The sequence below is a fragment of the Dehalococcoidia bacterium genome (genome assembly GCA_035310145.1).
Lineage (GTDB): Bacteria > Chloroflexota > Dehalococcoidia > CAUJGQ01 > CAUJGQ01 > CALFMN01.
On record DATGEL010000078.1, the window covers coordinates 101297 to 126586 of the forward strand.

At 68.5% G+C, this 25290-nt stretch carries 26 protein-coding genes; 19 read left to right on the plus strand and 7 right to left on the minus strand.

All coding sequences use genetic code 11. The annotated features are described in order from the left end of the window. The first annotated feature begins 32 nt into the window (after positions 1–32). Together lysS and VKV26_14990 are read left to right on the plus strand one after the other, a co-directional pair. A complete protein-coding gene (gene lysS, locus VKV26_14985; protein HLZ71204.1) occupies positions 33–1607 on the plus strand; it encodes a lysine--tRNA ligase in 1575 nt (524 codons plus the stop codon). Continuing rightward, positions 1597–2100: an NUDIX domain-containing protein gene (locus VKV26_14990; protein HLZ71205.1), complete on the plus strand. Its 504-nt coding sequence runs from the start codon at positions 1597–1599 to the stop codon at positions 2098–2100. The genes lysS and VKV26_14990 overlap by 11 nt, the downstream gene beginning before the upstream one ends. A gap of 37 nt (positions 2101–2137) precedes the next feature. On the opposite strand, the gene VKV26_14995 is transcribed toward VKV26_14990, so the two are convergent. Both VKV26_14995 and VKV26_15000 read right to left on the minus strand, forming a co-directional pair. Continuing rightward, positions 2138–2557 carry a hypothetical protein gene (locus VKV26_14995; GenBank protein HLZ71206.1) on the minus strand — a complete coding sequence of 140 codons (420 nt, stop codon included), beginning with the start codon at positions 2555–2557 and terminating at the stop codon, positions 2138–2140. After that, on the minus strand, positions 2544–3659 hold the full coding sequence (locus VKV26_15000; GenBank protein HLZ71207.1) for an LLM class flavin-dependent oxidoreductase: 1116 nt from the start codon (positions 3657–3659) through the stop codon (positions 2544–2546). The genes VKV26_14995 and VKV26_15000 overlap by 14 nt, the downstream gene beginning before the upstream one ends. A 166-nt stretch (positions 3660–3825) precedes the next feature. Between VKV26_15000 and serS the strand changes: the two genes are divergently transcribed. Further along, positions 3826–5094: a serine--tRNA ligase gene (gene serS, locus VKV26_15005; protein ID HLZ71208.1), complete on the plus strand. Its 1269-nt coding sequence runs from the start codon at positions 3826–3828 to the stop codon at positions 5092–5094. Between the two features lie 132 nt (positions 5095–5226). Continuing rightward, entirely contained in the window at positions 5227–6321 is a 1095-nt protein-coding gene (locus VKV26_15010; GenBank protein HLZ71209.1) for a DUF1786 family protein, read from the plus strand. Positions 6322–6333: 12 nt separating this feature from the next. On the opposite strand, the gene VKV26_15015 is transcribed toward VKV26_15010, so the two are convergent. Further along, complete coding sequence (locus VKV26_15015) at positions 6334–6831, minus strand: hypothetical protein (GenBank protein HLZ71210.1); 498 nt, start codon at positions 6829–6831, stop codon at positions 6334–6336. 345 nt (positions 6832–7176) lie between these two features. Here VKV26_15015 and VKV26_15020 point away from each other — a divergent pair, with 345 nt between their 5' ends. From VKV26_15020 to VKV26_15030, 3 genes are all read left to right on the plus strand, one after another. Next, the gene (locus VKV26_15020; protein ID HLZ71211.1) at positions 7177–8496 is read left to right on the plus strand and encodes a hypothetical protein; all 1320 of its coding nucleotides are present in this window, start codon (positions 7177–7179) and stop codon (positions 8494–8496) included. Between the two features lie 25 nt (positions 8497–8521). Then, complete coding sequence (locus VKV26_15025) at positions 8522–10171, plus strand: alpha-amylase family glycosyl hydrolase (protein HLZ71212.1); 1650 nt, start codon at positions 8522–8524, stop codon at positions 10169–10171. A gap of 73 nt (positions 10172–10244) precedes the next feature. Beyond that, on the plus strand, positions 10245–10682 hold the full coding sequence (locus tag VKV26_15030; protein HLZ71213.1) for a DinB family protein: 438 nt from the start codon (positions 10245–10247) through the stop codon (positions 10680–10682). A 27-nt stretch (positions 10683–10709) separates the two neighbouring features. Here the strand turns inward: VKV26_15030 and VKV26_15035 are convergent, their stop codons facing one another. Next, positions 10710–11960, minus strand: coding sequence for an FAD-dependent monooxygenase (locus tag VKV26_15035; protein ID HLZ71214.1), 1251 nt, complete (start codon positions 11958–11960; stop codon positions 10710–10712). Positions 11961–11998: 38 nt separating this feature from the next. Here VKV26_15035 and VKV26_15040 point away from each other — a divergent pair, with 38 nt between their 5' ends. Together VKV26_15040 and VKV26_15045 are read left to right on the plus strand one after the other, a co-directional pair. Next, the gene (locus VKV26_15040) at positions 11999–12322 is read left to right on the plus strand and encodes an ATP-dependent Clp protease adaptor ClpS (GenBank protein HLZ71215.1); all 324 of its coding nucleotides are present in this window, start codon (positions 11999–12001) and stop codon (positions 12320–12322) included. Then, positions 12319–12843 carry a hypothetical protein gene (locus VKV26_15045; GenBank protein HLZ71216.1) on the plus strand — a complete coding sequence of 175 codons (525 nt, stop codon included), beginning with the start codon at positions 12319–12321 and terminating at the stop codon, positions 12841–12843. The genes VKV26_15040 and VKV26_15045 overlap by 4 nt, the downstream gene beginning before the upstream one ends. On the opposite strand, the gene VKV26_15050 is transcribed toward VKV26_15045, so the two are convergent. Next, positions 12824–13870: an MBL fold metallo-hydrolase gene (locus VKV26_15050; GenBank protein HLZ71217.1), complete on the minus strand. Its 1047-nt coding sequence runs from the start codon at positions 13868–13870 to the stop codon at positions 12824–12826. The genes VKV26_15045 and VKV26_15050 overlap by 20 nt on opposite strands. Before the next feature lie 247 nt (positions 13871–14117). Here VKV26_15050 and VKV26_15055 point away from each other — a divergent pair, with 247 nt between their 5' ends. The 3 genes from VKV26_15055 to VKV26_15065 all read left to right on the plus strand — a co-directional run bounded on the left by VKV26_15055 (position 14118) and on the right by VKV26_15065 (position 16047). Continuing rightward, entirely contained in the window at positions 14118–14705 is a 588-nt protein-coding gene (locus tag VKV26_15055) for a copper resistance protein CopC (GenBank protein ID HLZ71218.1), read from the plus strand. A 34-nt stretch (positions 14706–14739) separates the two neighbouring features. Next, positions 14740–15324, plus strand: coding sequence for a TlpA disulfide reductase family protein (locus VKV26_15060; GenBank protein HLZ71219.1), 585 nt, complete (start codon positions 14740–14742; stop codon positions 15322–15324). Positions 15325–15423: 99 nt separating this feature from the next. Continuing rightward, positions 15424–16047, plus strand: a complete 624-nt coding sequence (locus tag VKV26_15065) for an SCO family protein (protein HLZ71220.1) — start codon at positions 15424–15426, stop codon at positions 16045–16047. Positions 16048–16085: 38 nt separating this feature from the next. On the opposite strand, the gene VKV26_15070 is transcribed toward VKV26_15065, so the two are convergent. Next, a complete protein-coding gene (locus VKV26_15070; GenBank protein ID HLZ71221.1) occupies positions 16086–16604 on the minus strand; it encodes a hypothetical protein in 519 nt (172 codons plus the stop codon). Between the two features lie 406 nt (positions 16605–17010). Here VKV26_15070 and coxB point away from each other — a divergent pair, with 406 nt between their 5' ends. The 7 genes from coxB to VKV26_15105 all read left to right on the plus strand — a co-directional run bounded on the left by coxB (position 17011) and on the right by VKV26_15105 (position 23809). Next, entirely contained in the window at positions 17011–18081 is a 1071-nt protein-coding gene (coxB, locus tag VKV26_15075) for a cytochrome c oxidase subunit II (GenBank protein ID HLZ71222.1), read from the plus strand. Positions 18082–18153: 72 nt separating this feature from the next. After that, positions 18154–20013 carry a cytochrome c oxidase subunit I gene (gene ctaD / locus VKV26_15080; GenBank protein ID HLZ71223.1) on the plus strand — a complete coding sequence of 620 codons (1860 nt, stop codon included), beginning with the start codon at positions 18154–18156 and terminating at the stop codon, positions 20011–20013. A gap of 36 nt (positions 20014–20049) precedes the next feature. Further along, positions 20050–20652, plus strand: coding sequence for a cytochrome c oxidase subunit 3 (locus VKV26_15085; GenBank protein ID HLZ71224.1), 603 nt, complete (start codon positions 20050–20052; stop codon positions 20650–20652). Positions 20653–20737: 85 nt separating this feature from the next. Continuing rightward, positions 20738–21073, plus strand: a complete 336-nt coding sequence (locus VKV26_15090) for a cytochrome C oxidase subunit IV family protein (protein ID HLZ71225.1) — start codon at positions 20738–20740, stop codon at positions 21071–21073. Positions 21074–21116: 43 nt separating this feature from the next. Then, positions 21117–21995: a cytochrome c oxidase assembly protein gene (locus tag VKV26_15095; protein HLZ71226.1), complete on the plus strand. Its 879-nt coding sequence runs from the start codon at positions 21117–21119 to the stop codon at positions 21993–21995. A 60-nt stretch (positions 21996–22055) separates the two neighbouring features. Continuing rightward, positions 22056–23027 (plus strand): cupredoxin domain-containing protein, encoded by a 972-nt coding sequence (locus VKV26_15100; GenBank protein HLZ71227.1) that lies wholly within the window; start codon positions 22056–22058, stop codon positions 23025–23027. A 110-nt stretch (positions 23028–23137) separates the two neighbouring features. Next, the gene (locus tag VKV26_15105; GenBank protein ID HLZ71228.1) at positions 23138–23809 is read left to right on the plus strand and encodes a hypothetical protein; all 672 of its coding nucleotides are present in this window, start codon (positions 23138–23140) and stop codon (positions 23807–23809) included. A gap of 8 nt (positions 23810–23817) precedes the next feature. On the opposite strand, the gene VKV26_15110 is transcribed toward VKV26_15105, so the two are convergent. Next, positions 23818–25290: AarF/ABC1/UbiB kinase family protein (locus tag VKV26_15110; GenBank protein ID HLZ71229.1), on the minus strand; the 1473-nt coding region annotated here is incomplete at its 5' end.

Below are 25290 nucleotides of genomic sequence, written 5' to 3' on the forward strand. Positions count from 1 at the left end.
ATCGACCAATCTCTCTCCCGGGCCAAACGAGCGTGGACGAGCGCACAGACGAACTGTTCGAGCAGCGCCGTGCCAAGGCGGAGCGCCTGCGCGCCCTTGGCGCCGATCCGTACCCGATCCGTGCCCACGGCACGCATACGGCCGCGCAGGCGCTCGCACAGTTTGAGCGGAACGAAGGCGGCGGAGAGCAGACCTCAGGCGACGTCAGCGTCTGCGGGCGGCTGCGGCCGCTGCGCATCATGGGCAAGAAGGCGATCTTCGCCCATCTTGAAGACTCGACCGGCGAGATCCAGGCCTATTTCAAGCGCGATCTGCTCGGCGAAACCGGCTGGGCCGTACTGGAGCAGCTCGAGTTCGGCGATTTCGTGCAGGTGCAGGGGCCGCTGTTCCGCACCCGCATGGGCGAGATCACGATCGAAGCGCGGGCGCTGACGGTGCTCGCCAAGGCGCTGCGCCCGCCGCCGGAGAAGTGGCACGCCATCAGCGATGTCGAGTTGAAGTACCGCCAGCGCTATCTCGATCTGATGTCGAGCGCCGAGGTGCGCAGGCGCTTCCAGCGGCGCAGCCAGATCGTCGCCGCCATCCGCCGCTTTATGGACGGCCGCGGCTTCATCGAGGTCGAGACGCCGGTGCTGCAGAGTGAAGCCGGCGGTGCGGCGGCGCGGCCGTTCACCACCTTCTTCAACGCGCTCGACGAGCAGCGCTACCTGCGCATCTCGCTGGAGCTGCATCTCAAGCGGCTGCTGGTCGGCGGCCTGGACCGGGTGTACGAGATCGGCCGCATCTTCCGCAACGAGGGCGTGGACGCGCTGCACAACCCCGAATTTACGATGATGGAGAGCTACCAGGCCTACGCCGACTACCAAGAGGTCGCCGAGATGGTCGAGCAACTGGTGGCCACCGTCGCGCAGCAGGTGCTGGGCACGACCGTGGTGCCCCACGGCGAGAGCACGCTCGACCTGACGCCCCCGTGGCAGCGCATCACTATGCGCAACGCCCTGATCGAGTTCGCCCGTCTCGACTTCGAGGCGTATCGCGACGAGGCGGCGCTGCGCCGCTGGATGGCGGAGCGCCGCCTGCACGCGGCGCCGGAGGCGGGCTGGGGCAAACTCATCGACGAGGTCTTCTCCGAGCTGGTGCAACCCCACCTGCAGCAGCCCGTATTTGTGCTGGACTATCCGGTCGAGCTCTCGCCGCTGGCGAAGCGCAAGCCGGACGACCCGGGGCTGGTGGAACGCTTCGAGCCCTTCGTCGGCGGCTTCGAGATCGGCAACGCCTACAGCGAGCTGAACGACCCGATCGACCAGCGCGAGCGCTTCGTCGCCCAGATCGCCGCCCGCACGCGCGGTGACGACGAGGCCGAGCTGATGGACGAGGACTTTTTGACGGCGCTGGAGCACGGCATGCCGCCCGCCGGCGGCCTCGGCCTCGGCATCGACCGGCTGGTGATGATTCTGCTGAACGAGCCGACGATCCGCGAAGTCCTGCTCTTCCCGGCGCTTCGCACGAAGCGTATCGCCGCCGGCGGTGTGGAGAGTGCCGAGCGATTCGGCACCGCCACGATTAGTCAGCCTATGCCGCCTTCAGCACCCACCGATGGCGCCTGATCCGGAGCCACGCGTTCGCCATCTGACCGCCACGGGCTTCGTGGTGCACGATGGGCGCGTACTGCTGCACTGGCATCGCAAAGAGCGGCTCTGGTTGCCCTTTGGCGGCCATCTCGAAGCCAACGAAGACCCGGCCGAGTGCTGCCTGCGCGAAGTCTTTGAAGAGTGCGGTCTGCGCTGTACGATCGCCGGCAGTCCGCCCCCCTTCGCCTTCTCCGAGCCGCCCCAGCGCCCGGCGCCGGTAACCATCCTGCTGGAAGCGATCACCGGCAGCGGACCAGCGCACGAGCACATCGACCTGATCTACTTTTGCCGCCCGCTCGATCCCGTGCCCGCGACCTTCGGCGATCCCACGATCCGCTGGCTCAGCGCCGCGGAGTTGCACGCCAACGCTGCAGTCTCGCCCGCGCCGGGCATCGGGCCGGCCACGCTGACCGAGGATGTACGCCTGCTCTCGCTGGAAGCGTTGCGCCGCGCCGCCGAGCGGCGTTAGGCGCCGAGCGAGGCGGCTCGTCGCGCCTCCGTTTCTCTCAGGCGGAGGGCGGAGGAGACGCGGGCGGTGCGCCGGCCGCCGGCGGCGCCGAGAGATCGACCGGCTTGCCCTGCGCGTCAAGCACGCCGGTGAGACCGAGATCGTTCACCTTCCAGACGCCCTCGAGCTCCCGCCAGCGCGTGGCGATCTCGGCGGTGCCATCGGCGCTCTGCAGCTTCAGGTTGACCAGGTGATCGTCGCCGTCCTGGCCCACGAGATCGACCGTGAAGCCGGTGGTGGGCGCCGGCATCTGGCCCGCGGCCATCGCCGCCGCGGCCCGCTGCTGCATCTGCCCCTGCATCGCCATCGCCTTCATCATGCCTTCGGGCGTGAACACCAGCATCAGGCCGGCGATGTTCGGCGGTACCGCCGTCAGGTCGCGGGCAAAGGCGTTGGCGGCTTCCTCAAGGGTCGGCATCGTCTCCTCCGGCGGCGCTCGCGGCAGGACGGCGGAAGGCCGGGATAACCTTCTCCCCGAACAGCTCGATCGAGCGCATGATCTTATCGTGGGGAATGCGGCCGGCCTGCATGAAGCAGATCATCTGATCGACGCCGGCCGTTTCGTACATGCGCACGGTGCGGATGCACGCCTCGGCGTCGCCGATGCAGTAGGTGCCGTCTTCGAGCAGATGGCCGAGGTCCTGCGTCGACTGCGCCCGCGCTTCCTCGCCCAGCCGCGCGTAGTACTCGTAGCCGGGAATGCATTGCCCGCGCCAGTCGCCGAGCAGCGAGCTGAGCATGTGCGTGTACCAGAGCGCCGCCGGCCCGCCGATCGCCCGCGCCTCCGCATCATCGTCGAGGCACAGCGTCACGGTGAAGCCCGCGACCTGCTCGTTGATCACGCCGGCGGGCGGCTGTGCCAGCGTGATCGCCTCACGGTACTGCGCGATGCGCGCCGCCAGGTTCGCGGGCCGGCCGACGATGAAGCAGAGCACGCCCAGCCCGTGGGCGCCGGCGCGAAGGAAGGTGTCGGGGCTGCCGGCCGCCACCCACATCGGCGGATGCGGCCGCTGCAGCGGCTTCGGCAAAATGCTGCGCGGCGGCACGCTGAAGAAGCGGCCCTCGTAGGCAAAGGGCTCGTCCAGCCACATGCGCGGGATGATGCGCACCGCCTCTTCCCACATCTCGCGCGAGAGGGCCGGTTCGATGCCGAAGCCGCCCAGCTCGACCGGCGTGCCCGAGCGGCCGGTGCCGAAATCCACGCGGCCCTCGGAGAGAATGTCGAGCGTGGCGATGCGCTCGGCGACGCGGATCGGGTGGTTGTAGGCCATGGGCAGCAGCACGACGCCGTGGCCGATGCGGATGCGCTTCGTGCGCTGCGACACGGCGCCGAGGAAGACCTCCGGCGCGGAGGAGTGCGAATATTCGCTGAGAAAATGGTGCTCGACCTGCCAGACGTAATCGAATCCGACGCGGTCGGCCAGCTCGATCTGTTCAAGCGCCTGGTGGAAGAGGGCGCGTTCGAAGCCGGCGTGCCAGGGGCGCGCGTATTCCAGCTCATACAGCAGGCCGAACTTCACGCCACAAACCTTTCGGCGCATCCGAGCCGGTGGATGGCCGCGTCCCGCCACGCCACGGCTCTGCTTCTCTCAGTGTGTCGGCGGCCCGCGGCCCCGTCAATCGGCGGCCGCACGCCGGGCCGACGCCGCGTTGACAGGCCCCAACCGATCCCGGACACTCGTGACGATGATTAGCCCACAGTTCATCCGCGATCACCCTGAAGCCATCCGCCGCTCCATCGAACTCCGACACACCCCACAACCGCTTGACGAGTGGTTGAAGGTCGATGCCGAGTTCCGCAAGCTCGATCACGAGGTCAATGAGCTGCGCGCCCGGCGCCGCGAAGAGAGCAAGCGTATCGGCACAACCCCCGCACCGGCCGAGCGCGAGCGGCTGCTCGAAGCGGCTATACGCATCCGTGACCGGCTCGCGGACCTGGAGCCGCGCCTGCGTACGCTCGAAGCGGAGCGCGAAGGGCTGCTGCTCGAGTTCCCCAATCTGCCCGACGACGAAGTGCCGCCCGGCGAGGACGAGCGCGACAACGTGCTGGTCAGGCAGTCGGGCGAGCCTCGGCCGTTTGACTTTGAGCCGCGGCCGCACTGGGAATTGGGCGAACGTCTCGGCATCATCGACTTCGAGCGCGGCGTCAAGCTCGCCGGCTCGCGCTTCTATGTGCTGAAGAACGCGGGCGCGCAGCTCGAGCGGGCGCTGATCGCCTTCATGCTCGACCTGCACCGCCGCCAGGGCTACAGCGAAGTCTACGTGCCCTTCGTGGTCAAGGAGGCCGCGCTGCTGAACGCCGGGCAGTTGCCCAAGTTTCGCGATAACCTCTACCACGACGCCGAAGACGACATCTGGCTCGTGCCCACCGCGGAAGTGCCGGTCACCAACCTGCACGCCGGCGAAATCCTCGACGCCGCGAGCCTTCCTCTCGATTATGTCGCCTACACCCCCTGCTTCCGCCGGGAGAAGATGAGCGCCGGGCGCGACGTGCGCGGCATCAAGCGCGGCCATCAGTTCGACAAGGTCGAGATGTACAAGTTTTGCGCTCCTGAAGAGTCGCCGGGCGAGCTGCAACGGCTGCTGGCCGACGCCGTCGACACCTGCAAGGAGCTGGGCTTCACCCATCGCGTGGTGCAGCTCTGCGGCGGCGATCTCAGCTTTGCCTCGGCACTGACCTACGACATCGAGGTCTGGGCGCCGGGCTGCGGCGAATGGCTCGAAGTCAGCTCCTGCTCCAACGTACGCGAGTTTCAAGCGCGACGGGCCAGCGTCCGCTTCCGCCGTGCTCCGGGCGAACGTCCTGAGTTTGTACACACGTTGAACGGCTCCGGCCTGGGCCTGCCACGCACGCTGATTGCCGTGCTGGAAAACTACCAGCAGGCCGACGGCTCGATCCGCATCCCCGAGGTGCTGCAGCCCTACATGGGCGGCCTCGAGGTGATCTCCGCTTGAGCGCAGCGCTCCGCCTCTCAATGGCTACTCCGCGTGGCGTGTCGCGGGCAGTACGATGATCGTACGCGGCATGCTACGATGGCGCGTCGCCTTTCCGTCCGGCGACGCCGCGATCCGCGGGAAGGTTCGGTCATGCGCATCCTCGCGATCGATATGGGCACGGGCACGCAGGACATCCTGCTGTTCGACAGCGCCGGTCCGGTCGAAAACTGCGTGAAGATGGTGATGCCGTCGGCCACCGAGATCGCCGCGCGGCGCATTCGCCGCGCCACGCTGGAGAAGCGCCCGGTGCTGCTCACCGGCGTGACGATGGGCGGCGGACCTTGCCACTGGGCGCTGGAAGCGCATATCCGGGCCGGCGGCAGCGCCTTCGCCACACAGGAGGCTGCCAAGACCTTCGACGACGATCTCGCCGTCGTCGCCGGTATGGGCGTTGCCGTCGTCTCCGAGGATGAGGCCGGCAAGCTTCGCGGTGTCGAGCGGATCGAGATGCGAGACCTCGATCTGAACGCCATCCGCCGCGCGCTTGCCGCCTTCGAGGTGCCCTCGGACTTCGACGGGCTCGCCGTGGGTTGCCTGGACCACGGCGCCGCGCCCCCCGGCTTCTCCGACCGCCTCTTCCGCTTCAATCACCTGAAGGAGGTCGTAGAAGCGCGCAACGACCTTACCGCCTTCGCCTTCCTGCCCGCCGAACTGCCCGAATATCTGACACGCGCCCGCTCGATGATCGCCAGCATCGATATCGAGGTGCCAACCGTTTTCCTCGACACCGGGCCGGCGGCGGCGCTCGGCGCCCTGCAGGATCCGCGCGTCGCCGAGCGCGACGAGCAGGTCGTCGTCAACCTCGGCAACATGCACGCGCTCGGCTTCTTCCTCAGCGGCTGCCACATTCACGCCCTGTTCGAGCATCACACGGGCTTACTCGAGAGCGATCAGATCGAGGCGATGACGGAGCGGCTCGTGGACGGCACGCTCACCCACGAAGAGGTCTTCGCCGGCCATGGTCACGGCGTCTTCTACGCCGACGGGCGCCACAGCCGCGATCCGTTCGTGGCCGTGACCGGCCCGCAACGCGGCAAGCTGCGCGGCAGCCGCCTGCAGCCGTACTTCGCGGCGCCGCACGGCGACATGATGATCAGCGGCTGCTTCGGCCTGGTGCAGGCCTTCGGCGTGCGCTATCCCGCGGCGCACGACCAGATCGCGGCCGCTCTCGGCGCCGCGGTCTAGCGCGCCTGGTGATTAGATCTGGATCTCGACGGTTTCAATCGTGTTCTGGCCGAGATTGCGCTTCCAGGCCCGCATGCCGGCCGGCTTGATTCGTGCCTGCTTCACCAGCGAGCGGGCGAAGTCCTGGTCTCCGTAGGGCACATACACGTAGAGCAGCCCGACACTGGCGAAGGTCTGCCACTTTTCCGCCGTGTCCGGCAGTCGCAGAGATCGTGACGTCTCCAGCTCGCCCAGCAGATGAACCTCGGTCGTGCTGGTGTCCATGACCACGATGTCCGGGAAGAGCAGCTCTCCGCCGGGGCCGCGCACGCCGATCGTGTGCTCGGGGCGGTTGGTATAGGTCTTGAGCTGCGGCTGCTCCGCCGTCGGATAGGCGAAGCGCGTCCGCGCCAACTGTTCAACGGCGACGTTCTGCACATTTTCGAAGTAGTCGCGGCTGGTGGTCAGCGCCGGCTCGGCGCCCGGCGGCACGTACTGGCTCTCCCGCCACACCTTATTCACCAGCGCCATCGCTGCCCGTCTCCCCTGCCGGGCGCTTCGCCGCGCCCGCCGCGTCGCCCGATGATAGGCGCATGCCGGGCCTACGATCCAGCCGCCCGCGACGGCTCACCGCGCCGGCGTGGCGTGTTGCAAAAGCGCGGCATAAAACAAGCCCTTGATATGGCATAACAGAGGGATCGCGAGCACTCACGCGGGATGGCCGTCGCTGGACGCTCGCTGGCCGCGTTGACGCCCCGCCAGCGCGCGGCGTACAACGGGGCCACTGGCTCAATTTCCCTCATTTCTCTGCGTTAGCTCCGATCGGCGGCGTCCGGGTTCTGCCGGCGCTCTGCCGGGCTGTGCGGGATCCCTGCCATGCCGTCGCTCGTCACGCTCGCTTCGGCCCGATCGCTTCACTCCGGCCGCGTTGCGCTCTTTGCAACGCTACTGGTCGTGTTGCTGTTCGCCGGCGTCTCGCGACGGGTCTTCGGCTCAGATCACGCCGTCGCCGCGCGGGTGTCGGCCGCCATCACCCTCGGCGGCCAGCTCGCCTACATCAGCGCGGGCAATGTCTGGGTTCTTCAGTCCGGCGGTGCACCGGTGCAGATCACAAACGACGGCGCCGCGACGCGCGTGCGCTGGTCGCCCGGCGGCTCGCTGCTGCTGGTCGACGAGCGCGATCAGCGGCTCTCGCTTCGGCCGGATGGGAAGCCGTTGCCGCTGGGTCAGGGAGCATGGCTCCCCGATGATTCGGCCCTGGCAACGACCGCCGGCGGCGGTGACCTGCAGTTGCTGGCGCCCGACGGCTCGCTGCTGCAAACGCTCGTGCCGAGCGGCGCACGGGTCTTATTGCAACCCGTGGCCTGGTCGCCCGACGGCGCCACCCTCGCCTTCAACCGCGTGGTGAGCGACGATCGCGGCATTCCCACGCAGCAGGCGGTCTGGCTCGTGGGGCGGGCCGGCGGGCAGGCGCTGGAGTTGCTGCCTCCCACCGATACCTGGCCCGAGGCGCTCGGCTGGTCGCCGGACGGCCGCTGGCTCGCCGTCTTCCGCGGGCCGGCAATGGCCTGTGTCTCGTGTCGCGCCGACGGGCAGGAGCTGGCTGCGGTTGAGCTGGCGACGGGGCGTACGCTGCCGCTCGGCACGGTGGTGCGCAGCGACGGCTACTGCTTCTCTGCCGACGGCAAGGCGCTGATTGCCAGCGCCGGCGCGGGCCGCGAAAGCTATCGCGACAAGCGTCTGCTGCGCCTCGATCTGGCGAGCGGCGCCACCAGCGTGCTGGCAGGCGGTGGCGAGACCGCGGCCATCCAGCCGGCCTGTGCGCCGCGCGGCGAAGCCGTTGCCTATACGCTCGGCCCCGCGCTCGACGGCGCCCCGTTCAGCGGTCTCGACGCGACGCACGGGTATCCGCAGTCGCTGCTCTCCGGCCGCCGCCTGCGTGCCGGCGCCGCCACAGCGGCCGCACCACCGCAAGGCTACGCGCAGGAGGCGCCGCACTGGGCGGGCACCGGCGCCTTGCTGTTCGTGCAGTGGCAGGTCGGCGCGGACGCCGAACCGGAAAATGCTTCGCTCTGGCTCGAAGATACGGTTGGCGGTGAGGCGACGCCGGTCGCCGCGACGCTGGGCACAAGCACGCCGCCCGCGCCATACTTCGGTGACGACGGGCTGGCCGATCTGTTCGACTGGCATCCGTAATCCGCGTCCGAGGCCAAACCCAGCGATGACAGACACGGATTCCGCCCGGCGGGGCGATGCCGCGCCGCTCTGGTGGCGCGGCGGCGTGGTGTACCAGATTTACCCGCGCAGTTTTCAGGACAGCAACGGCGACGGCATCGGCGACCTGCGCGGCATTCTTTCGCGGCTCGACTACCTGAACGATGGCAGCGAGCGTTCGCTCGGCATCGACGCCATCTGGCTTTCGCCCACGTTTCCATCGCCGATGAAGGACTTCGGCTACGACGTTTCCGACTACCGCGGCGTGCATCCCGACTTCGGCGATCTGGCGGCGATGGACGATCTGATCGCCGCCTGCCATCGGCGCGACATCCGCCTGCTGCTGGACTTCGTTCCCAACCACTCGTCGGACCAGCACCCCTGGTTCGTCGAATCACGCTCCGGCCGGCACAACCCGAAACGCGACTGGTATTACTGGCGCGATCCGGCGCCGGGCGGCGGGCCGCCCAACAACTGGGTCAGCGCCTTCGGCGGCGGCGCCTGGCAGTGGGACGCCGCCACGGGCCAGTACTACCTGCATTCCTTCCTGAAGGAGCAGCCGGACCTGAACTGGCGCAATCCGGAGGTCGTGGCCGCGATGCACGACACGCTGCGCTTCTGGCTGCGGCGCGGTATCGACGGCTTTCGCATCGACGTGATGGGCATGGTGCTCAAAGACCCGCGGATGCGTGACAACCCGCCGAATCCCGAGTGGGGGCCCGACGCGGGGATGCCGGAGCGCTTTTCTCAGATCTGGCTGTACAACCGCAACTGGCCGGAGGTGATCGACGCGGTGCGCGGCATCCGCGCCGTGCTGGACGAGTTTCCCGAGCGCATGGCCGTGGGCGAGGTCTTCGGCCCGCCGGAGACGCTCGCCTGGTACCTGGGCGGTGAAGCCTTGGACGGGCTGCACCTGGCCTTCGACTTTCACCTGATCGGCGGCTACGGCACCGGCCACACGCCCTGGAACGCCGCGGCCTTCCGTGAACGGGTCGATGCAGGGCAGGCAGCGCTGCCGGCCGGCGCCGTGCCGGCGTATGTGCTGGGCAACCACGACCAGTCACGGCTTGTCAGTCGCTACGGCCGCGAAGCGGCGCCCCCCGCGGCGATGCTGCTGCTCACGTTGCCGGGGACGCCGTTTGTCTACTACGGCGAAGAGATCGGCATGGCAGACGTGCCGATCGACGAGGCGCAGGCGCGGGATCCAGCGCGGCACCGTGCCATTGGCCGCGACCCGGAGCGCACGCCGATGCAGTGGGACGCGAGCGCGGGCGCCGGCTTCAGCAGCGGCCCGCCCTGGTTGCCGCTGGGCGACCCGTCGGTGAACGTTGCCGCGCAGACGAACGGTGCCGGCTCCCTGCTCAGCCTCTACCGCCGGCTGATCTGGCTGCGCAAGCGCTCAGCGGCCCTACGCGGCGGTTCGTACGCCTCGCTCGCTGAGACACCCGCAGAAGTCTTCGCCTTCGTGCGTGAGGCCGCGCGCCAGCGAGCGCTCGTGGCGATCAATTTTGCGGGTAAGCCGGCCGCGCTTCGGCTATCCGCCGACCTGGCCAATGCGCCGATCGCCTGCTCCACCGTTGCGGGACGGCAGGGCGAGTACCCAGCGGGCGGCCAGCTTGAGCTGGGGCCGCACGAGGGCTGCGTGCTGCTGACTTGACGCTGGCCGGCGGCTTCCGGCTACCATCGTCGGGCCACAGCCGTCGCAGAACCGCCGGCCAGGAGGGAAGCAGATGACCAGCCTGAGAGAGTTGCGCGCCGCGATCCTGGAGAACCGCGCCCAACTGCAGGCCGCGCTGCACGGCGCCGCGGCGCGGTGGGAGACCACGCCGCCGGCAAATAGCGGCGACGAGGCGTGGTCGCCGCGCCAGGTGGCCGAGCACATGATCGGCGCCGAGTGGTACTTCACCAACAACATCGCGCAGGCCTGCGGCGCCCCGGCGATGGAACGCCCGGCGCTCGACGTCAGCTCGCCCGCGGCTGCCGCGGCTACGGTCACCCGCGTCGGCGCCACCTGCGACAACATCCTGCGCCACGTCTCCGAGCAAGATCTGGCGAAGGGTCGCGCGATCGGGCAGTTCGGCACGCAGACGGTTGAGTGGATGCTGGCGACGATGGACGGCCACTCCCGCGACCACCTGCAGCAGCTCAAGGCGGCCGCGTCCGGCTGAGACCCGTGGCACGGTCACCATCTCAGCTCACGCGCTCCGCAAGGACTCACGTAGCCAGGTTGAAAGACCGCGGCGCGGCGGCTCGTCGCGCGAGACAGTGGCGAAGCCGAGCACGAGGCGGAGGAACAACCGCGTGATGCGCGGGCTGCCGGCGGCGCTGGCGATCAGCAGACGTTCCAGCATCGACCCCGGCGGCAAAGCCGAGAAGGCGCTCATGCCGACGAAACGGTGCAGGAAGGTGCGGGCGCGTCGCGTGCGATAGCCATCGCGCTGCTGGGCGGCGCCGCATTCGATACGGTGAAGCATCTCCTCCGCGGCCCACTCGCCGCTGCGCAACGCCCAGGAGATCCCCTGGCCGAACAGGGGATCGGTTTGCAGGCCGGCATCGCCGATCAGCAGCAGCCCCGGCGTCGCGCTCTCTCGCCAGACGTTGCGCAGGCCGCGCACGGCGATCGGCGGCGACGCGATGCGCGCATCCGCCAGCCGCTGGCGGAGCGGCGGAAAGCGACGCAGCGCCGGGATCAGCCGTTCGGACCAGCTGCCCGGCGGCCAGCTCCCGGGCGGCAGCATCACCCCGGCCACGCGCAGACCGCCGTCCGCGGGCAGCAGCGACGCCGAGCGGCCATGCCAGTAGAAGCCCTCCAGTGCAGGTTCTGGCTCTTCCGGGACGCCGGACAGGTAGGCCACGTAGGCGGTGTGTCGGTTGGGCAACGTGTAGCTGCGCACAGCCAGGCCGCGCACCAGCCGCGTGTGCCGGCCGCCGGCGAGAATCACCCTGGGCGCCACGATCGCGCACTCTGGGCCGCCCGCGCGCGCCTGAACCACCGCGCCGCCGATCTGTCCGTCGGGATGCAGCAGGCGGGCGACCTGCACCCCCTCCAACACCTGGACCTTTGCCGTCTGCCGCGCGGCGTCGAGCAAGAGCGCGTCGAGGGCGGGCCGCCGCAGGCTGAGTCCATAGGGATTAGCCACGCGCGCGTGCGGCAGCGGCTCGGCGAACGGCACGCCGTTCAGCCAGAGGCGCACCCCGTACCAGCGCTGTGCGCCTGCCGCCTCAACCGCATCCAGCACGCCGAGACGTTCCAGCACCGTCAGCCCCGCGGGCATCAGCGCGTGCGTGCAGAGCTTCGGACGGGGGAAGGAGGCACGGTCGATCAGCGTGACCCGGACGCCACGACGCCCCAGCAGGATCGCGGCCGCGCAGCCGGCAGGCCCAGCGCCCACGACGATCACGTCGGCATCGCTTGCCCCGCCGCTGCCGCTGCCGAGAGGAGACATACCTCCGCTTCCCGTCACGCGCTATACTTTGCGCGAATATGGCAACGAACCCGCGCCCCGAGGTTGAATCACGCCCGCGCGACGCCGCCGATCTGGCGCCGCTCTACCATCTCATTCTGCTCGACGACGACGATCACTCCTACGAATACGTGGTCGAGATGCTGGGGCGGATCTTCGGCTACAGCGTGGAGAAGGCGTTCGCCATCGCCTGCGCCGTGGATGGCAGCGGCCGGGCGATCGTAGAGACGGCCTCGCACCACCGGGTGAGCGACCACCAGCGCGTGATTCACCAGTTCGGCGCCGACCCGCGCATTCCGCGCTGCCGCGGCTCGATGTCCGCGATCATCGAGGCCGCCCGGTGAGCGAATCGCCACGCGCCACGCGCATCCGCCTGCCACACCGGCCGGAGATCGTCACGGAGATCTGGATGGGCGGCAGCGACAGCCTGGTGGGCGAGCCGGTGACGCTCGCCGCAGTCACCGGGGCGTTTGTGATCGACTGCGCCGGCAACCTGCCCCGCGCCTACCGCACCGCGGCGCAACGCTACCAGCCCTGCGTCTTCCTCGACGCCGAAGTCGTGCCCTACAGCTTCGATCGCCTTGCCCGGCTGGTGCACGAGCTGGCGACGGCGATCGCGGCAGCGGGCGCCGCGGCCGCGGCGGCGCCGCGCCGCGTCTTCATCTTCTGCCAGTACGGCCTGAACCGCAGCGGCCTCGTCACCGGCTTGCTGCTGAGGGCCCTGGGCGAAGCCGCTGCCGATGCCGTTGCGGGTGTGCGCCTGGCGAGGCCGGGATCGCTGAACAATCTCACCTTCAGCCGTCTGATCGCGGAGTGGCGCTGCCCCGATGTCCGCCCCGGCCCGGCTACGTCCGCGTCCAGGTAATGACCCCGCCTTCTTCGCCGGAATCGTGCATCTCCAGCCGCCCCAGTTCCTGTAGATATTCCAGGTGGGCGAGGGTCTCGCCCACCGCCGAGCGCTGCATGAAGGGCTCAAAGTCGGCCAGCATCCCGGTCGTCCACCGCACGCGCGAGGCGACTTCCCAGGCGGTAGCGCCATCTCCGACGCAGCGCTCCATCTCCGCCAGCCGCTCGTCGTGGTGGTGGCGGATCTCGGCGATGCGCCCCTTGAGGTCGCGGGTATCGAACTCGTGCGCGGGCAGCAGGATCTCGACGTCCAGCGCAGCAACGGTGTCCAGTGACTTGATGTAGTCGGAGAGCGGATTGCCGCTGGTCTGCGCGTGGCGTGAAACGTTGGGCGTGATTGTGGGCAGAACGTGGTCACCGCTCATCAGCAACTTGCGGTTCGGCTCGTAGAGGCAGATGTGCCCCGGCGCGTGGCCCGGCGTCCAGATGACTTCGAGCTCGAAGTCGCCGACCTTCAGCCGTTCACCGCCGACCAGCGAGACATCGGGCTGCCGGGCCGAGACCTTGTCCAGCATGCCCATCGAGCCGCGCGCCATGTCCGGCGCCGTCAGCCGCGGCACGCCGTGGCGCTCCATCCAGCCCTCCATCTGGTTGATCAGCGGCTGCGGCTGCAGGTAGCGGCTCTGGATGACCTCGGCCTCCTTCTCGTGCATCAGCACGCGGCCGCCGGATTCGTCGGCCAGCCGCCCGGTCAGGCCGAAATGATCCGGGTGCACGTGGGTGACGATCAACTGCCGCAGGTCGCGCGGGCGGGCGCCGTGCTCGGCCATGCCGTCGCACAGGGCGTCATAGGCAGCGTCGGTGTTCCAGCCGTTATCGATCAGCGCCGTATCACTGCCGCTGCGCACCAGGTAGGGCAGGACGTAGGGCAACGACTTGATCCAGCGCGGCTTGCGGCCGAGGTCGCTGCGGTACTCCTTCGCCTCAGCGTAGCTGACCTTCGGAAACGGCGTGACGAGCTGGTAAACCCCTTCAATAATCTGCACAGTCTGCTCCTTCAGGCCGTCGACGCTGCCCGGAGGCCGTCGCCGCGGCCGCTACCAATCCCCTTCTATCACTCATCGGCGGCGCGACGCCACTTTTGTACGTGACGTGGTCACCTGCCGGATTCTCGGTTCGCGATACAATCGTGCAACCCGGATGCGCGAAACGAGTCCGCTGCGTAGAATGGACGGCGCCGGAGGCACCGGATGGAGCCGGGCCGCGCTGATGCCCCCGCGCGGCCGCAATGCGATGAACCGCCTGCGAATCGTTTGCGCCTGTTCCGCCGCGCTGATCGCGCTCACCGCGAGCGCCGGCCTGGCCGCGGCAATCTTCGATCACGCCGCCCCCGGCCCGGAGCAGGTGTTGCAGGCCGGCCCAGCCGAAGTCGATATCTACACGAAGCGCCCCACCAGTCCGCAGCCGGACGGCACGCAGCTGATCGTGCAAGACGGAGATGGCCGGCGCGTGGACCGGGGCGATGCGGCCGTCGATCCGGCCGACCACAGTCACTTCCGTGCTTCGCTGCAGCCGAACCTGGCGCCGGGTCGCTACGTTGTCACCTTCAAGACGCTGGAGGAGGCGGGCTTCGATCCCGATGGCGGCCAGTTCGCCTTTTACGTCGGCCGTCAGCCGACCGCGGCCGACCGCGCCGCCGATTCGTTGCTGACGCTTACGCTTCCCGGCGACGGCACCAATATCTCCGGCTACAAGCGCGGCATCGTCGAGGGACTGCTCACCGCAGTGGTGATCATCCCCGTCGCCGGCTGGTACGTGTGGCGCCGCCGGCGCAAGGCCGCGGGGGGCGATCCGTTGCTGCCGGGCGCGAAGGACGGCTGATGGCGGGCGATGGCGGGCGGTGCGGCGGATGGACATGAGCGCGAGTCGGCACGCCGGGCAGCGCGGGCGGCCGCACGCCGGCGGGCCGGCCGGCGCCATGCTCGGTCTGCTCTGCCTGGCGCTGTTGGGTTGTGGCAGGAAGGCAACACCGTCGACGGCGCCGATCGTGGCCTCGGGCCCTGGCGCCCCGGTCGTGGGCAAGGCGGCGCCGGATTTCGTACTGCGCGCAACCGACGGCCGGCGCATCAGCCTGGCGGACCAGCGGGGCAGTGTGGTGTTGGTCAACTTCTGGGCGACGTGGTGCGGACCATGTAAGCGCGAGCTGCCCGCGATCAACGCGGTGCAGCGCAAGCTCGGTCCGCGCGGCTTCACGGCATTGGGCGTCGATTACGCCGACCAGGACGACGCGGTGGAGCGCTTCGCGGCGGCCCAGAAGCTGGACTTTCCCCTGCTCGAAGACAGCATCGGCGGCACCGCGAGCGTCTACCGCCTGCTTGGCGTGCCCACGAGCTACCTGCTCGACTCTGGCGGTGTTCTGCGCGCGATTCATGCCGGGCCCTACACGGAGCGAGAGCTGACGAGGGCGGTCAGCGCCATTTTGAGCGCCGAGGGACACTAAAGCATGGATTCAAAACTGGCTCGGGTTCCCGCTTGCCGGTGTGCGATCGCACGTGAACGCCGGTATTGAATCCATCTGTAAGGGCAGGCGGAGGGGCGGATGTTCGGCGGAGAGCGATGGCTTTTCGTACTCTCGGCGGCGTTGGCGCTGGTGGCCAGCGCCGCCTGCGCGGGCGGGGCGAAGCTGAGCGGCACGCCGCTGCACGAGTCCGCGGCGCCGGACTTCGCCCTGCACACGCCGGACGGGCGGAGTTTTCACCTGAGTGACTTGCGCGGCAAGACCGTCGTGCTCACCTTCCTGTACACCCACTGTCCGGACGTCTGTCCGGCCATCGCCGGCCGGCTGGCGCTGGCGAATCAGCAACTCGGCAAGCGCGCCGCTAAGGTTGCCTTTGTCTCGGTCAGCGTCGATCCGGAGGGGGACACGCCGGCGAGCGTCGACGCCTTCACACAGGAGCACGGCCTCGCCGCGCTGGGCGACCGCTGGCGCTACGCAATCGGCTCGCGCCTCGATCTTGCGCCGGTTTGGCAAGCGTATGGGATCGGCGCCAGCCCGCAGCCCGCCGCCCTCGCCACCTTGCGCCCCGACCCCAATGGCCCGCCGATTATCGACCATAACGCGGTGCTGTACCTGATCGACGCGCAGGGGCGGGAGCGCACGGTGTTGGACCAGGACGTGACGGTAGCAACGCTGGTAGGCGATCTCCGCCAGCTCACCGAATAACGTTGGCGACACGACGAGGACGGTCATCGGCCCCGGCGTTATTCTGAAGCAGCGGTCGCCTTCTCGCCCTCGGCGGCGGGTTGCAGCGCCTCTGGCGCCGCGACGGCGGCCTCCGCGGGTGCGGCTGCCTTCGCGGCGGGAGCGGGCTTTGCCGGCGGCTCGGGCGGCGCAGGCCAGCGTGCCTCTGTCTCGGGATAGAGAAACACGGGCGCCGCGCCCACGGGCACTTCGCGTTCGACCCAGCGCTCCAGCAGATCGGCGATTTCGTGCGCGATTGCGGCCATACGCGGCTCGTCCTCGTCCGTTGAGGTGACCAGGACGGTGGCGATCGTCTGCTCCAGCTTGTGCAGCCAGGCGGCGCTTACGGGTACGCGCAGCACATCGCGGTCGCCGTCTGCGGCGATCGTGGCGCTGCTCAGGCGAACGGTAATGCCGTAATCGCGGCGTGTCTCGGCCGTCGCCGCCTGGATCTCGCCATTCAATTCGTCGCGCAGCTTGTACCAATGCTGCTGCACCCGCAGGTCGATCCAGCTCGTGCTGCCGTGCGCCTCAGCCATCCGTGTTCCTCTCGCGTTGCGCCGTGGCCCCATCCTTCCGAGTACACCGTATCCACGGTTGAGTGTCAACGCGCCCGCCCACCGGCCAGGGGCGGTGCGCCCCGCGCCCGCGGCCGCGGTTCACGGGCGGGGCTCGGACGCTTCGTCGCGCCCTTGACACTACGATTGGGCCATTCCTAGACTGTCGCTGACCGGTCCCGCCTGGGCGCCAGCGGTTGCGGCTCGCCCTCGCGGCGGCCGCGGCGGGCCGCCGCGGGCAGGGTTCCGCGTGCACCGGCCGGCCCCGCGCTCAACCACCCCTGAGCGCCGGCACGACCACCTGCGACGAAGTCCACCGGTGCACGGGCGACCGGGTTGCACCCCCGCACGGCAGCGGACTGTCGCGGGTTTGGGGGCGGGAGTGGCAATGGCATCGCGGACTCGCCTGCTGCGGCGCTACCTCGCCAGCGCTTCGTTGCTGCTCACGGTGATCGCCACGACCGCCTGCTGGGGCACAAATCCCCAGGATACGCTGGCGCCGCGCGGGCCGGTGGCGCGCGACCAGAAGGCGCTCTTCTACCCGGCGTTCTGGATCGCCGTCGTCGTCTTCTTCGTCGTCGAGGGCCTGCTGGTCTACGCGGTGATCCGCTTCCGCCACCGCCGCGGCGATCCCGATGATCGTCTGGTCAAGCAGGTCCACGGCAACACGCGCATCGAAATCGCCTGGACGATTGCGCCGACCCTGCTGCTCGCCCTGCTCGCAATCCCCACGGTCGCCACGGTCTACAACCTGGAGCCGAAGCGGACGGCCGACTCGATCCAGGTGAACGTCGTCGGCCACCAGTGGTGGTGGGAGTTCCAGTACACCGACTACCCCGACCCCAACACGCCGTCGAAGTTTGTCACCACCGCCAACGAGTTGCACGTGCCGGTCGGCCGCCGCGTCAACATCACGCTGAAGTCGGTGGACGTGATCCACGCCTTCTTCGTACCCTCGCTCGCCGGCCAGCTCGACGCGGTGCCGGGCCACAACAACCAGATGTGGCTGCAGGCCGACCACGCGGGTGAGTACCTCGGTCAGTGCACGCAGTTCTGCGGCTCGTCGCACGCGTTCATGCGTTTCAGGGTGATCGCCGACGATGACTTCAACGGCTGGCTGACGAGCCAGCAGGCGCCGCCGGTGGCGCCCACGGCCGCGACGCAGGCCGGAGCCAGGCTCTTCGCGACGCAGACGTTCAGCAATCCCGGACACAAAGCCGGCGCCTGCTACGGTTGCCACGCGATCAACACCGTGAGCCAGGGCAACGTAGGACCGAACCTGACCCACTTCGCCAGCCGCGGCACTTTCGCCGGAGCGAGTCTGGATCGCACCCCGGAGAACATCGCCAGGTGGCTCCGCGATCCGCAGTCTGTTAAGCCGGACGCGATCATGCCCAACCTTGGCCTCAGCGACCAGGAGATTGCCGACCTCGTCGCGTATCTTGAAAGCCTGAAGTAACGCCTGACCACGCCGGCCGCCCAGTACGGCCTGGCGCTATCTCCCGGCGAGCGCAGCGCGAAGGAGCGCAGCATGGCCACCATCGCCCGACCAATGCCCGGCCTCGCGCCGCGGCCGAGCATCGGCAGCAGGATCTGGGGAGTCATGACCACGGTCGATCACAAGGTGATCGGCCTGTTGTACCTGACCACCTCGATGTTCTTCTTCCTGGTCGGCGGCGTGGAGGCGCTGGCGATCCGCTCGCAGCTCGCCAAGCCCAATCAGCATCTCTACAGCGCGGAAACCTATAACGCCCTGTTCACCATGCACGGCACGACGATGATCTTCCTCGTCGTGATGCCGATGGGCGTCGCCTTTTTCAACTTCATTGTGCCGCTGCAGATCGGCGCCCGCGACGTGGCCTTCCCGCGCCTGAACGCGCTCAGTTACTGGCTTTACCTGTTCGGCGCGATCGTGATCAACACGGGCTGGTTCGTCGGCGCCGCCCCGGACGACGGCTGGTTCGGCTACGCGAACCTGACCACACTGGCCTACTCGACCGGCCACAATCAGGACTTCTGGTTCGCCGGATTGCAGATTCTCGGCGTCGCGTCGCTGATCGGGGCGCTGAACTTTGCCGTCACGATCCTGAACCTGCGGGCGCCGGGGATGCGCCTGATGCGCATGCCGGTGTTCGTCTGGATGACGCTCGTCACCTCGGCGCTGCTGATCCTGGCGCTGCCCGTGATCACGGTGGCGCTGATCGAGCTGCTGTTCGACCGGCAGTTCGCCACCAACTTCTTCAACGTGACCAAAGGCGGCGACCCGGTGCTCTGGCAGCATCTCTTCTGGCTGTTCGGGCACCCCGAAGTCTACATCATGATCTTACCGGCAATGGGCATCGTCAGCGAGATCTTGCCCACCTTCTCCCGCAAGCCGCTGTTCGGCTATCCGGTGGTCGTCTTCTCCGGCGTGGCGATCGGCTTCATGTCCTGGGGCGTGTGGGCACACCACATGTTCACCACGGGACTCGGCGCTACCGCCAATTCCGCCTTCGCCGTGAGCACGATGCTGATCGCCGTGCCCACCGGCGTGAAGATCTTCAACTGGGTGTTCACCATCTGGGGCGGCGACGTACGGCTGAAGACGCCGTTCTACTTCGCCATCGGCTTTGTCGCCATGTTCATCATCGGCGGGCTCAGCGGCGTGACGCATGCGCTCGTGCCCTCGGACGCCGAGCAGCACCAGACTTACTACATCGTGGCGCACTTCCACTACGTGCTCTTCGGCGGCGCCATCTTCGGCCTGTTCGGCGGCATCTACTACTGGTTCCCGAAGATGACCGGCCGCCTGCTCAGCGAGAAGATTGGCCTCACCCACTTCTGGCTGATGATGATCGGCTTCAACATGACCTTCGGGCCGTTCCACATGCTCGGCCTCGACGGCATGCCACGCCGCATCTACACCTATCCGACGGATCGTGGCTGGGGCTTCTGGAACATGGTCGCCACGATCGGCGCCTTCACGATCGCCCTGTCGATCCTTGTCTTCCTGATCAACGTCTTCCGCTCCCTGCGTAAGGAGCCGGACGCCGGCCCAGATCCGTGGGACGCCCGCACCTTGGAATGGTCGATCCCCTCCCCGCCGCCGGAGTACAACTTCGCGACCATCCCGGTCGTGCAGGCGCGCGATCCGCTCTGGCATCAGAAGCTGCTGCGCCGCTACCGGGCGCCGCGGGCGGAGTCGATCGCTGAGCAGCAGGTCGAGGAAGAGCCGGGGCACATTCACATGCCCAGCCCGTCGTATTATCCGCTGATCACGGCGCTCGGCCTGCCGATCATGATGTACGCGCTGATCTGGCAGAACGACAACAAGGGGCTGTGGGGCCTGTTCGTCGCCGGCGCGCTGGTGTTGCTGCTCGGCGCCTACGGCTGGGCGACGGAGCCGACGTAGCTGGTGAACGATAGCAGGAACCTGGAGTAGGCAAACGTGAACGAAGCGGCGGTGGCAACGCACGTCGAGCAAACGGCGACCGGCTACGACAGCCGCAAGCTGTTCATGTGGATCTTCCTGGCCTCGGAGTGCATGTTCTTCGGCTCGCTGATTGCGACCTACCTGCTCTACCGCGGCCGCAGTCTCGACCCGCCGTATCCGGGCAACGGCTTCAGCTACAACATTCCTTACACCTCCGTCAGCTCGTTCGTCCTGCTGATGAGCAGCCTGACGATGGTGCTCGCGCTCTCGGCGATCCAGCGCGGCGACCACCGCGCCCTGCGCGTCTGGCTGCTAGCAACGGCCTTCCTGGGCTGCACGTTCATCGGCGGGCAGGCCTTCGAGTTCACCGACTTCGTCTCAAAGGGCGTGACGCTCAAGCAGAACCTGTTCGGCACGACGTTCTTTGTGCTCACCGGGTTCCACGGCGCACACGTCACCGTCGGCGTGCTGATGCTGCTCTCGCTCTTCGCCCTGTCCATGCGCGGCAAGCTGCCGCAGTCCAGCAGCCTGAACGTGGAGCTGGTGGGGCTCTACTGGCACTTCGTCGACGTGGTCTGGATCGTGATCTTCACCCTGATTTACCTTGTCAAGCTCTAACAGGACGGGCCAGCGGTCGTCAGGCTGGTCGCAGCGAACCGCCCGCCGGCGTGGGCCATGGCGGGCAACTGGCCGGAGAGGCTGAATGGAGCACCCCGTAGTCACGCAGACCCGTTTTCCCCGCCTTGTGCGCCGTGTGGAGCCGCACCACGCGCCCGGGCAGCTGGAGTACGTGCGCATCGCCGTGATCCTCGCGGTGCTCACGGCGCTGGAGGTGATCGTCTATTACCCCGGCTGGCCAAAGGTGCCGAAGCTGGTGCTGTTCGTCGCGCTCGCGGCGACCAAGTTCGCGATCGTGGCGGCATTCTTCATGCACCTGAAGTTCGACGGCAAGTTGCTGGCGATCGTCTTCAGCACCGGCCTGGCGCTCGCGGGGGTGGCGTTCATGGTCGCGATCGTGACCATCCACGCGATGAATTGAAGCCGACGCACCGGCAGCACCCGGCCTGAAGGCCGGCAGGACGATGAACTGGCAACTGCATCCCGACGTGATCTTCTGGATGGCCGTGCTCGAAGGCGGCTATCTCCTTCTCGTCCGGCGCGGCGCACGCCGGTATCCGGGCGAGTGCGTCGTCTCGCGCCGCCAGCTCGGCACCTACACACTTGGGGTGTTCGTGCTCTGGATCGCCGCCGGCACGCCGATCCACGACTACGGCGAGCAGTACCTGTTCAGCGTGCACATGATCCAGCACCTGCTGATCTCGATGGTCGGCGCGCCGCTGATGCTGCTGGGCACGCCCGCCTGGCTGCTGCGGCCGCTGCTGACGCGGCGCTACGTGCTGCCGGCCGCGCGCATCATTACCCTGCCGATCGTGGCGATCGTGATCTTCAATACGACGACCTTGTTCACGCATCTGCCGCCGTTCATGAACTACGTACTCGAGCACCATCCGTACCACTTCCTGGCGCACGTGGTGCTCTTTGCCACGGCGCTGCTGATGTGGTGGCCGGTCTTCAGCCCGCTGCCGGAATTGCCGCGGCTGCATTTCAGCGGACAGTTCATCTATCTGTTTGTACAGTCGCTCATCCCGTCGATCATCGCCTCATTTATGACCTTCGGCTCGACCGTACTCTACACCTACTATGAACATGTGCCACGCCGCTGGGGTCTCTCTCCCATCGACGACCAGGTGCTGGCCGGCCTGATCATGAAGCTCTCCGGCGGTGCGATCATCTTTGGGCTGATGGCGATCGTTTTCTTCCGCTGGTACAACCAGGAGCAGCGCGACCACCCCGACGCGCTCGAGGAGCTGGATACACGAGGCAGCCTGCCGCCCGAGCTGAGCTGGGATGAGATCGAAGCTGAACTGCAACGGATGGGCATCCACCAGGCGCAACGCTGAGTTGCGGCGCCCGTTCCGCCGCGCGGGGAATGACGTTACGGAGGCGATCACTCGTTGAGCATGCAGCACGACGCACACGGCGGCCAGGGCGGGGAACACGCTGCCGGCCAGCCGGCTTCTCGCGGTTTCTCTGAGAAGTTCCTGATCCCGCTTGCCATCCCCGTCGGCGCGGGCCTGGTAATCCTCTGCATCATCCTCGCGGTCTCGCAGATCCTGCTGGCCGTGCCCGAAGACGTGGCGACGCCGATCGCCCTGCTGATCGCGCTGGTGATCCTGCTGGGCTGCGCCTACTTCGCCACCGCGCGCAGCCTCAACCGCGGCATAGTCACGCTCGGCGTCGCCATTCCGGCCGTGATCCTCTTCGGGGCGGGCATCGGCGCGGGCATCTACCGCCAGGCGAACCCGAAGACGGAGAACAAGGGCGTTGAAGCGAACGCGGCGCCCAGGCCGCAGATCACCACCGACGACAAGTTCAGCGAGACGGCCTACACGGTGACCGCCGGCCAGCAAGTGACAATCGAGGTGGAGAACCACGGCAGCAACCTGCACAACATGCACGTCCTCGACGTGAAGAACCCCGACGGCAGCGACATCAAGACCGACATCCTGCAGGCCGGCACCTCGGCTAAGCTGACCTTCACCATCGACAAGCCCGGCACGTACAACTTCCAGTGCGACGTGCATCCGACGGAGATGAAGGGCACGATCACGGTGACGGCCGGTGCAGCCGGCGGTGGCGCCGCGGCAGGGAGCCTGGGCGAGGAGGCGACCGACGACAAGTTCTCGGCCACGCAGCTCACGGCGAAAGCCGGCCAGGCCGCGACCCTGACGCTGCAGAACAAGGGGCCGGCGAACCAGCACGACTGGCACCTGCTCGATGCCAAGAACGCCGACGGCTCGCCGATCATGACCAAGATCATCCCGCCCGGGCAGACCGATTCGATCCAGTTCACGATCGACAAGCCGGGTACGTACAACTTCCAGTGCGATGTCCACCCCACGCAGATGAAGGGCACGCTCGTCGTGCAGTGAGCGACGGCCGAGCCTCCGGCTGGCGGAGGCTCGGCCCGCAGCTCGAAGGAAGACCGCGGGAATCGGGCTGATCCGGCCCGGGCGCGTCGCGCCGGGCCAAACCGCGACAGATGGTTGATCTGCACGTCGTCGTCGTTGCCGGCGGCACGGATTGGCACACCGCGCTGAGTTTCTGGGTGCTGGTGTGCCTGGCCGGCGGCGTGTTCGCGGCGCTCAGCGGCGAGCTGCGAAACGTCGATGCGCTCGCCCTCGACCTCGCCCTGGCGGCCGCCGGCGGCGCCGCTCTCAACGTGCTTTCGCGCCCGTTGAGCACGGACCCGCTGGCCGGCATCTACGGAGTCCGAGTCTTCTGGACGGTCGCGGGCGCGCTGCTGGCGCTTTCCCTTGGACACGAGGCCACGCGCCTGTTTCGCCGCCTCGGCGTTACCTTGCCCATCGGCGCGGCCGGCGGCCCGCTCTCGCTGCTGCTCTGGCTCGGCGGCTGGCCGACGGAGCCTGGGCTGATCGAAGCCACGTACGACGGCGGGCTGCCGCTCAAGCTCTTGCCCGATTCACTGCATTACCAGACGCGCGGCGGCATCGTACCGGCCGCGCAGGCGCTCATGGTGAGGCAGCTCGCCCGTGCGGGCGCCGACGGCGAGTCGCTCGTGCTCAGGGCGCCCAGCGATCCACGCGATGCCGGCAGCCCGCTGCGCGAGATTCGTCTCGCCGGCGTGCGGCCGTGCGGGCGGGCCGCGGCGCTGGCCGAGGAGATCCAACACCTGCGCGGTATGGCGAGCTGAGGCGCCGCTCAGGCGCTCTCCCGCTCTGCCTGCGCGGCGGCAGCCAGCACGCGGCGCGCGTACGCATCCCAGTTGATGAAGACGTTGCCCGGATTGCCCAGCGCCGACCGCAGGCCGCGCAGCAGCCCCTGCACGCGGAAGACGAACAACGCCTCGCCGGTGATGCCGTCGATCGAGGCGCCGCGGAAGCCACGGGCCATGCGCACGTTCACCGCCGCGCCGCTGTCATCCGCGTCGTCCGGCTGATCGGACGCCATGCCGAGTGTTTGCTGCGCCATGCGCAGGTAGGCGCCCATATCGGACTCGGGCAGGTGCACGCCGATCAGGCGGATGGCGCGCAGCATGCCGGCCGGATCCTGCATGGCCGCCGAGTGGGAAAGCGTGGCAAAACCCTCGCGCACCACCTCCGGCAGCTCCAGCGAGATGCCGAAATCGATCAGCGCCACGCGCCCGTCGCGCAGGATCAAGATATTGCCGGGGTGCGGGTCGCCGTGAAAGAAGCCGTGACCCAGCACCTGGTCGCCGAAGAGATCGACGATCGTCTCGGCCAGCGGCTCGGGCGCGATGCCCGCCGCGCGCAGCGCCGCGACGTGCGTGACCTTGATGCCGTCGATGTACTCCATCACCAGCACGCGCGGACTGCCGAGGTCCGTCACGATCGCCGGCACCACCACGTCATCGCGGTGTGCGAGCTCGGCCGCGATGCGCCGCGCGTTGTCCGCCTCGCCCCGCAGATCCAGCTCGCGCGGCACCAGCCGCGCGAGCTCGCGGTAGATCACGCGGAAGTCGTAGCGCGGCCAGATGCGGCCCACCACCTTCACCAGCAGGCCAAGGTTGCGCAGGTCGGCCTTCACCAGCGCCTCGATGTCGGGATAGAGCACCTTCACCGCGACCTCGCGGCCGTCCGGCAGGAACGCGCGATGCACCTGCGCCAGCGAGGCCGAGGCGATCGGCCTCTTTTCGAAGCGGGAGAAGAGAGCGGCAATCGGCGCGCCGAGCTCGCGCTCGACCTGGCCGGCGATCACGTGGAAGGGCCGTGCCGGGGCCGCGTCCTGCAACGTGGCCAGCGCCTCGATGTACGGCTCCGGCACCAGGTCCGGCCGCGCCGAGAGATACTGGCCGGATTTGGTCAGCATGCCGCGCAGCCTGCGGATCGTGCGCAGCAGGCGCGGGGCGGAGCGGCGGTGCTGCGCCTCCCACAGCGGCGCCGCCTGCTCGGGCGCGAGCCGCTTCGCCCTGCGCTGCACGCGCAGATAGCCGGCGGCGATAACGCCGGCGTTCCAGAAGAGCACGGCCGTGCGGTAGGCTTGGGCGAACGTGAGCCACGCCTCGGCGAGCGGGCCCCGGAGCGAGCGTGATGCTTCGGTCTTCATAGATCGAGTGTAGCGGCTCGCCGCCGCGGCTGCCGAGCGCCCCGGACACGCCGGCGTGCGCTCAGATCGACGCCGCGGGCGGGCGCTTGACCAGCCCTGCCGCCCGCC

Excerpts from the sequence above, each read along its gene's own strand:
- VKV26_15020 (HLZ71211.1), top strand. The coding sequence starts at position 7,177 with ATGCCGTCGCTCGTCACGCTCGCTTCGGCCCGATCGCTTCACTCCGGC.
- VKV26_15010 (HLZ71209.1), top strand. The coding sequence starts at position 5,227 with ATGCGCATCCTCGCGATCGATATGGGCACGGGCACGCAGGACATCCTG.
- VKV26_15015 (HLZ71210.1), bottom strand. The coding sequence starts at position 6,831 with ATGGCGCTGGTGAATAAGGTGTGGCGGGAGAGCCAGTACGTGCCGCCG.
- VKV26_15040 (HLZ71215.1), top strand. The coding sequence starts at position 11,999 with ATGGCAACGAACCCGCGCCCCGAGGTTGAATCACGCCCGCGCGACGCC.
- VKV26_15070 (HLZ71221.1), bottom strand. The coding sequence starts at position 16,604 with ATGGCTGAGGCGCACGGCAGCACGAGCTGGATCGACCTGCGGGTGCAG.
- VKV26_15090 (HLZ71225.1), top strand. The coding sequence starts at position 20,738 with ATGGAGCACCCCGTAGTCACGCAGACCCGTTTTCCCCGCCTTGTGCGC.
- VKV26_15025 (HLZ71212.1), top strand. The coding sequence starts at position 8,522 with ATGACAGACACGGATTCCGCCCGGCGGGGCGATGCCGCGCCGCTCTGG.
- VKV26_15055 (HLZ71218.1), top strand. The coding sequence starts at position 14,118 with ATGAACCGCCTGCGAATCGTTTGCGCCTGTTCCGCCGCGCTGATCGCG.
- coxB (HLZ71222.1), top strand. The coding sequence starts at position 17,011 with ATGGCATCGCGGACTCGCCTGCTGCGGCGCTACCTCGCCAGCGCTTCG.
- VKV26_15060 (HLZ71219.1), top strand. The coding sequence starts at position 14,740 with ATGAGCGCGAGTCGGCACGCCGGGCAGCGCGGGCGGCCGCACGCCGGC.
- VKV26_15100 (HLZ71227.1), top strand. The coding sequence starts at position 22,056 with ATGCAGCACGACGCACACGGCGGCCAGGGCGGGGAACACGCTGCCGGC.
- VKV26_14990 (HLZ71205.1), top strand. The coding sequence starts at position 1,597 with ATGGCGCCTGATCCGGAGCCACGCGTTCGCCATCTGACCGCCACGGGC.
- VKV26_15095 (HLZ71226.1), top strand. The coding sequence starts at position 21,117 with ATGAACTGGCAACTGCATCCCGACGTGATCTTCTGGATGGCCGTGCTC.
- VKV26_15105 (HLZ71228.1), top strand. The coding sequence starts at position 23,138 with ATGGTTGATCTGCACGTCGTCGTCGTTGCCGGCGGCACGGATTGGCAC.
- serS (HLZ71208.1), top strand. The coding sequence starts at position 3,826 with ATGATTAGCCCACAGTTCATCCGCGATCACCCTGAAGCCATCCGCCGC.
- ctaD (HLZ71223.1), top strand. The coding sequence starts at position 18,154 with ATGGCCACCATCGCCCGACCAATGCCCGGCCTCGCGCCGCGGCCGAGC.
- VKV26_15035 (HLZ71214.1), bottom strand. The coding sequence starts at position 11,960 with ATGTCTCCTCTCGGCAGCGGCAGCGGCGGGGCAAGCGATGCCGACGTG.
- VKV26_14995 (HLZ71206.1), bottom strand. The coding sequence starts at position 2,557 with ATGCCGACCCTTGAGGAAGCCGCCAACGCCTTTGCCCGCGACCTGACG.
- VKV26_15065 (HLZ71220.1), top strand. The coding sequence starts at position 15,424 with ATGTTCGGCGGAGAGCGATGGCTTTTCGTACTCTCGGCGGCGTTGGCG.
- VKV26_15030 (HLZ71213.1), top strand. The coding sequence starts at position 10,245 with ATGACCAGCCTGAGAGAGTTGCGCGCCGCGATCCTGGAGAACCGCGCC.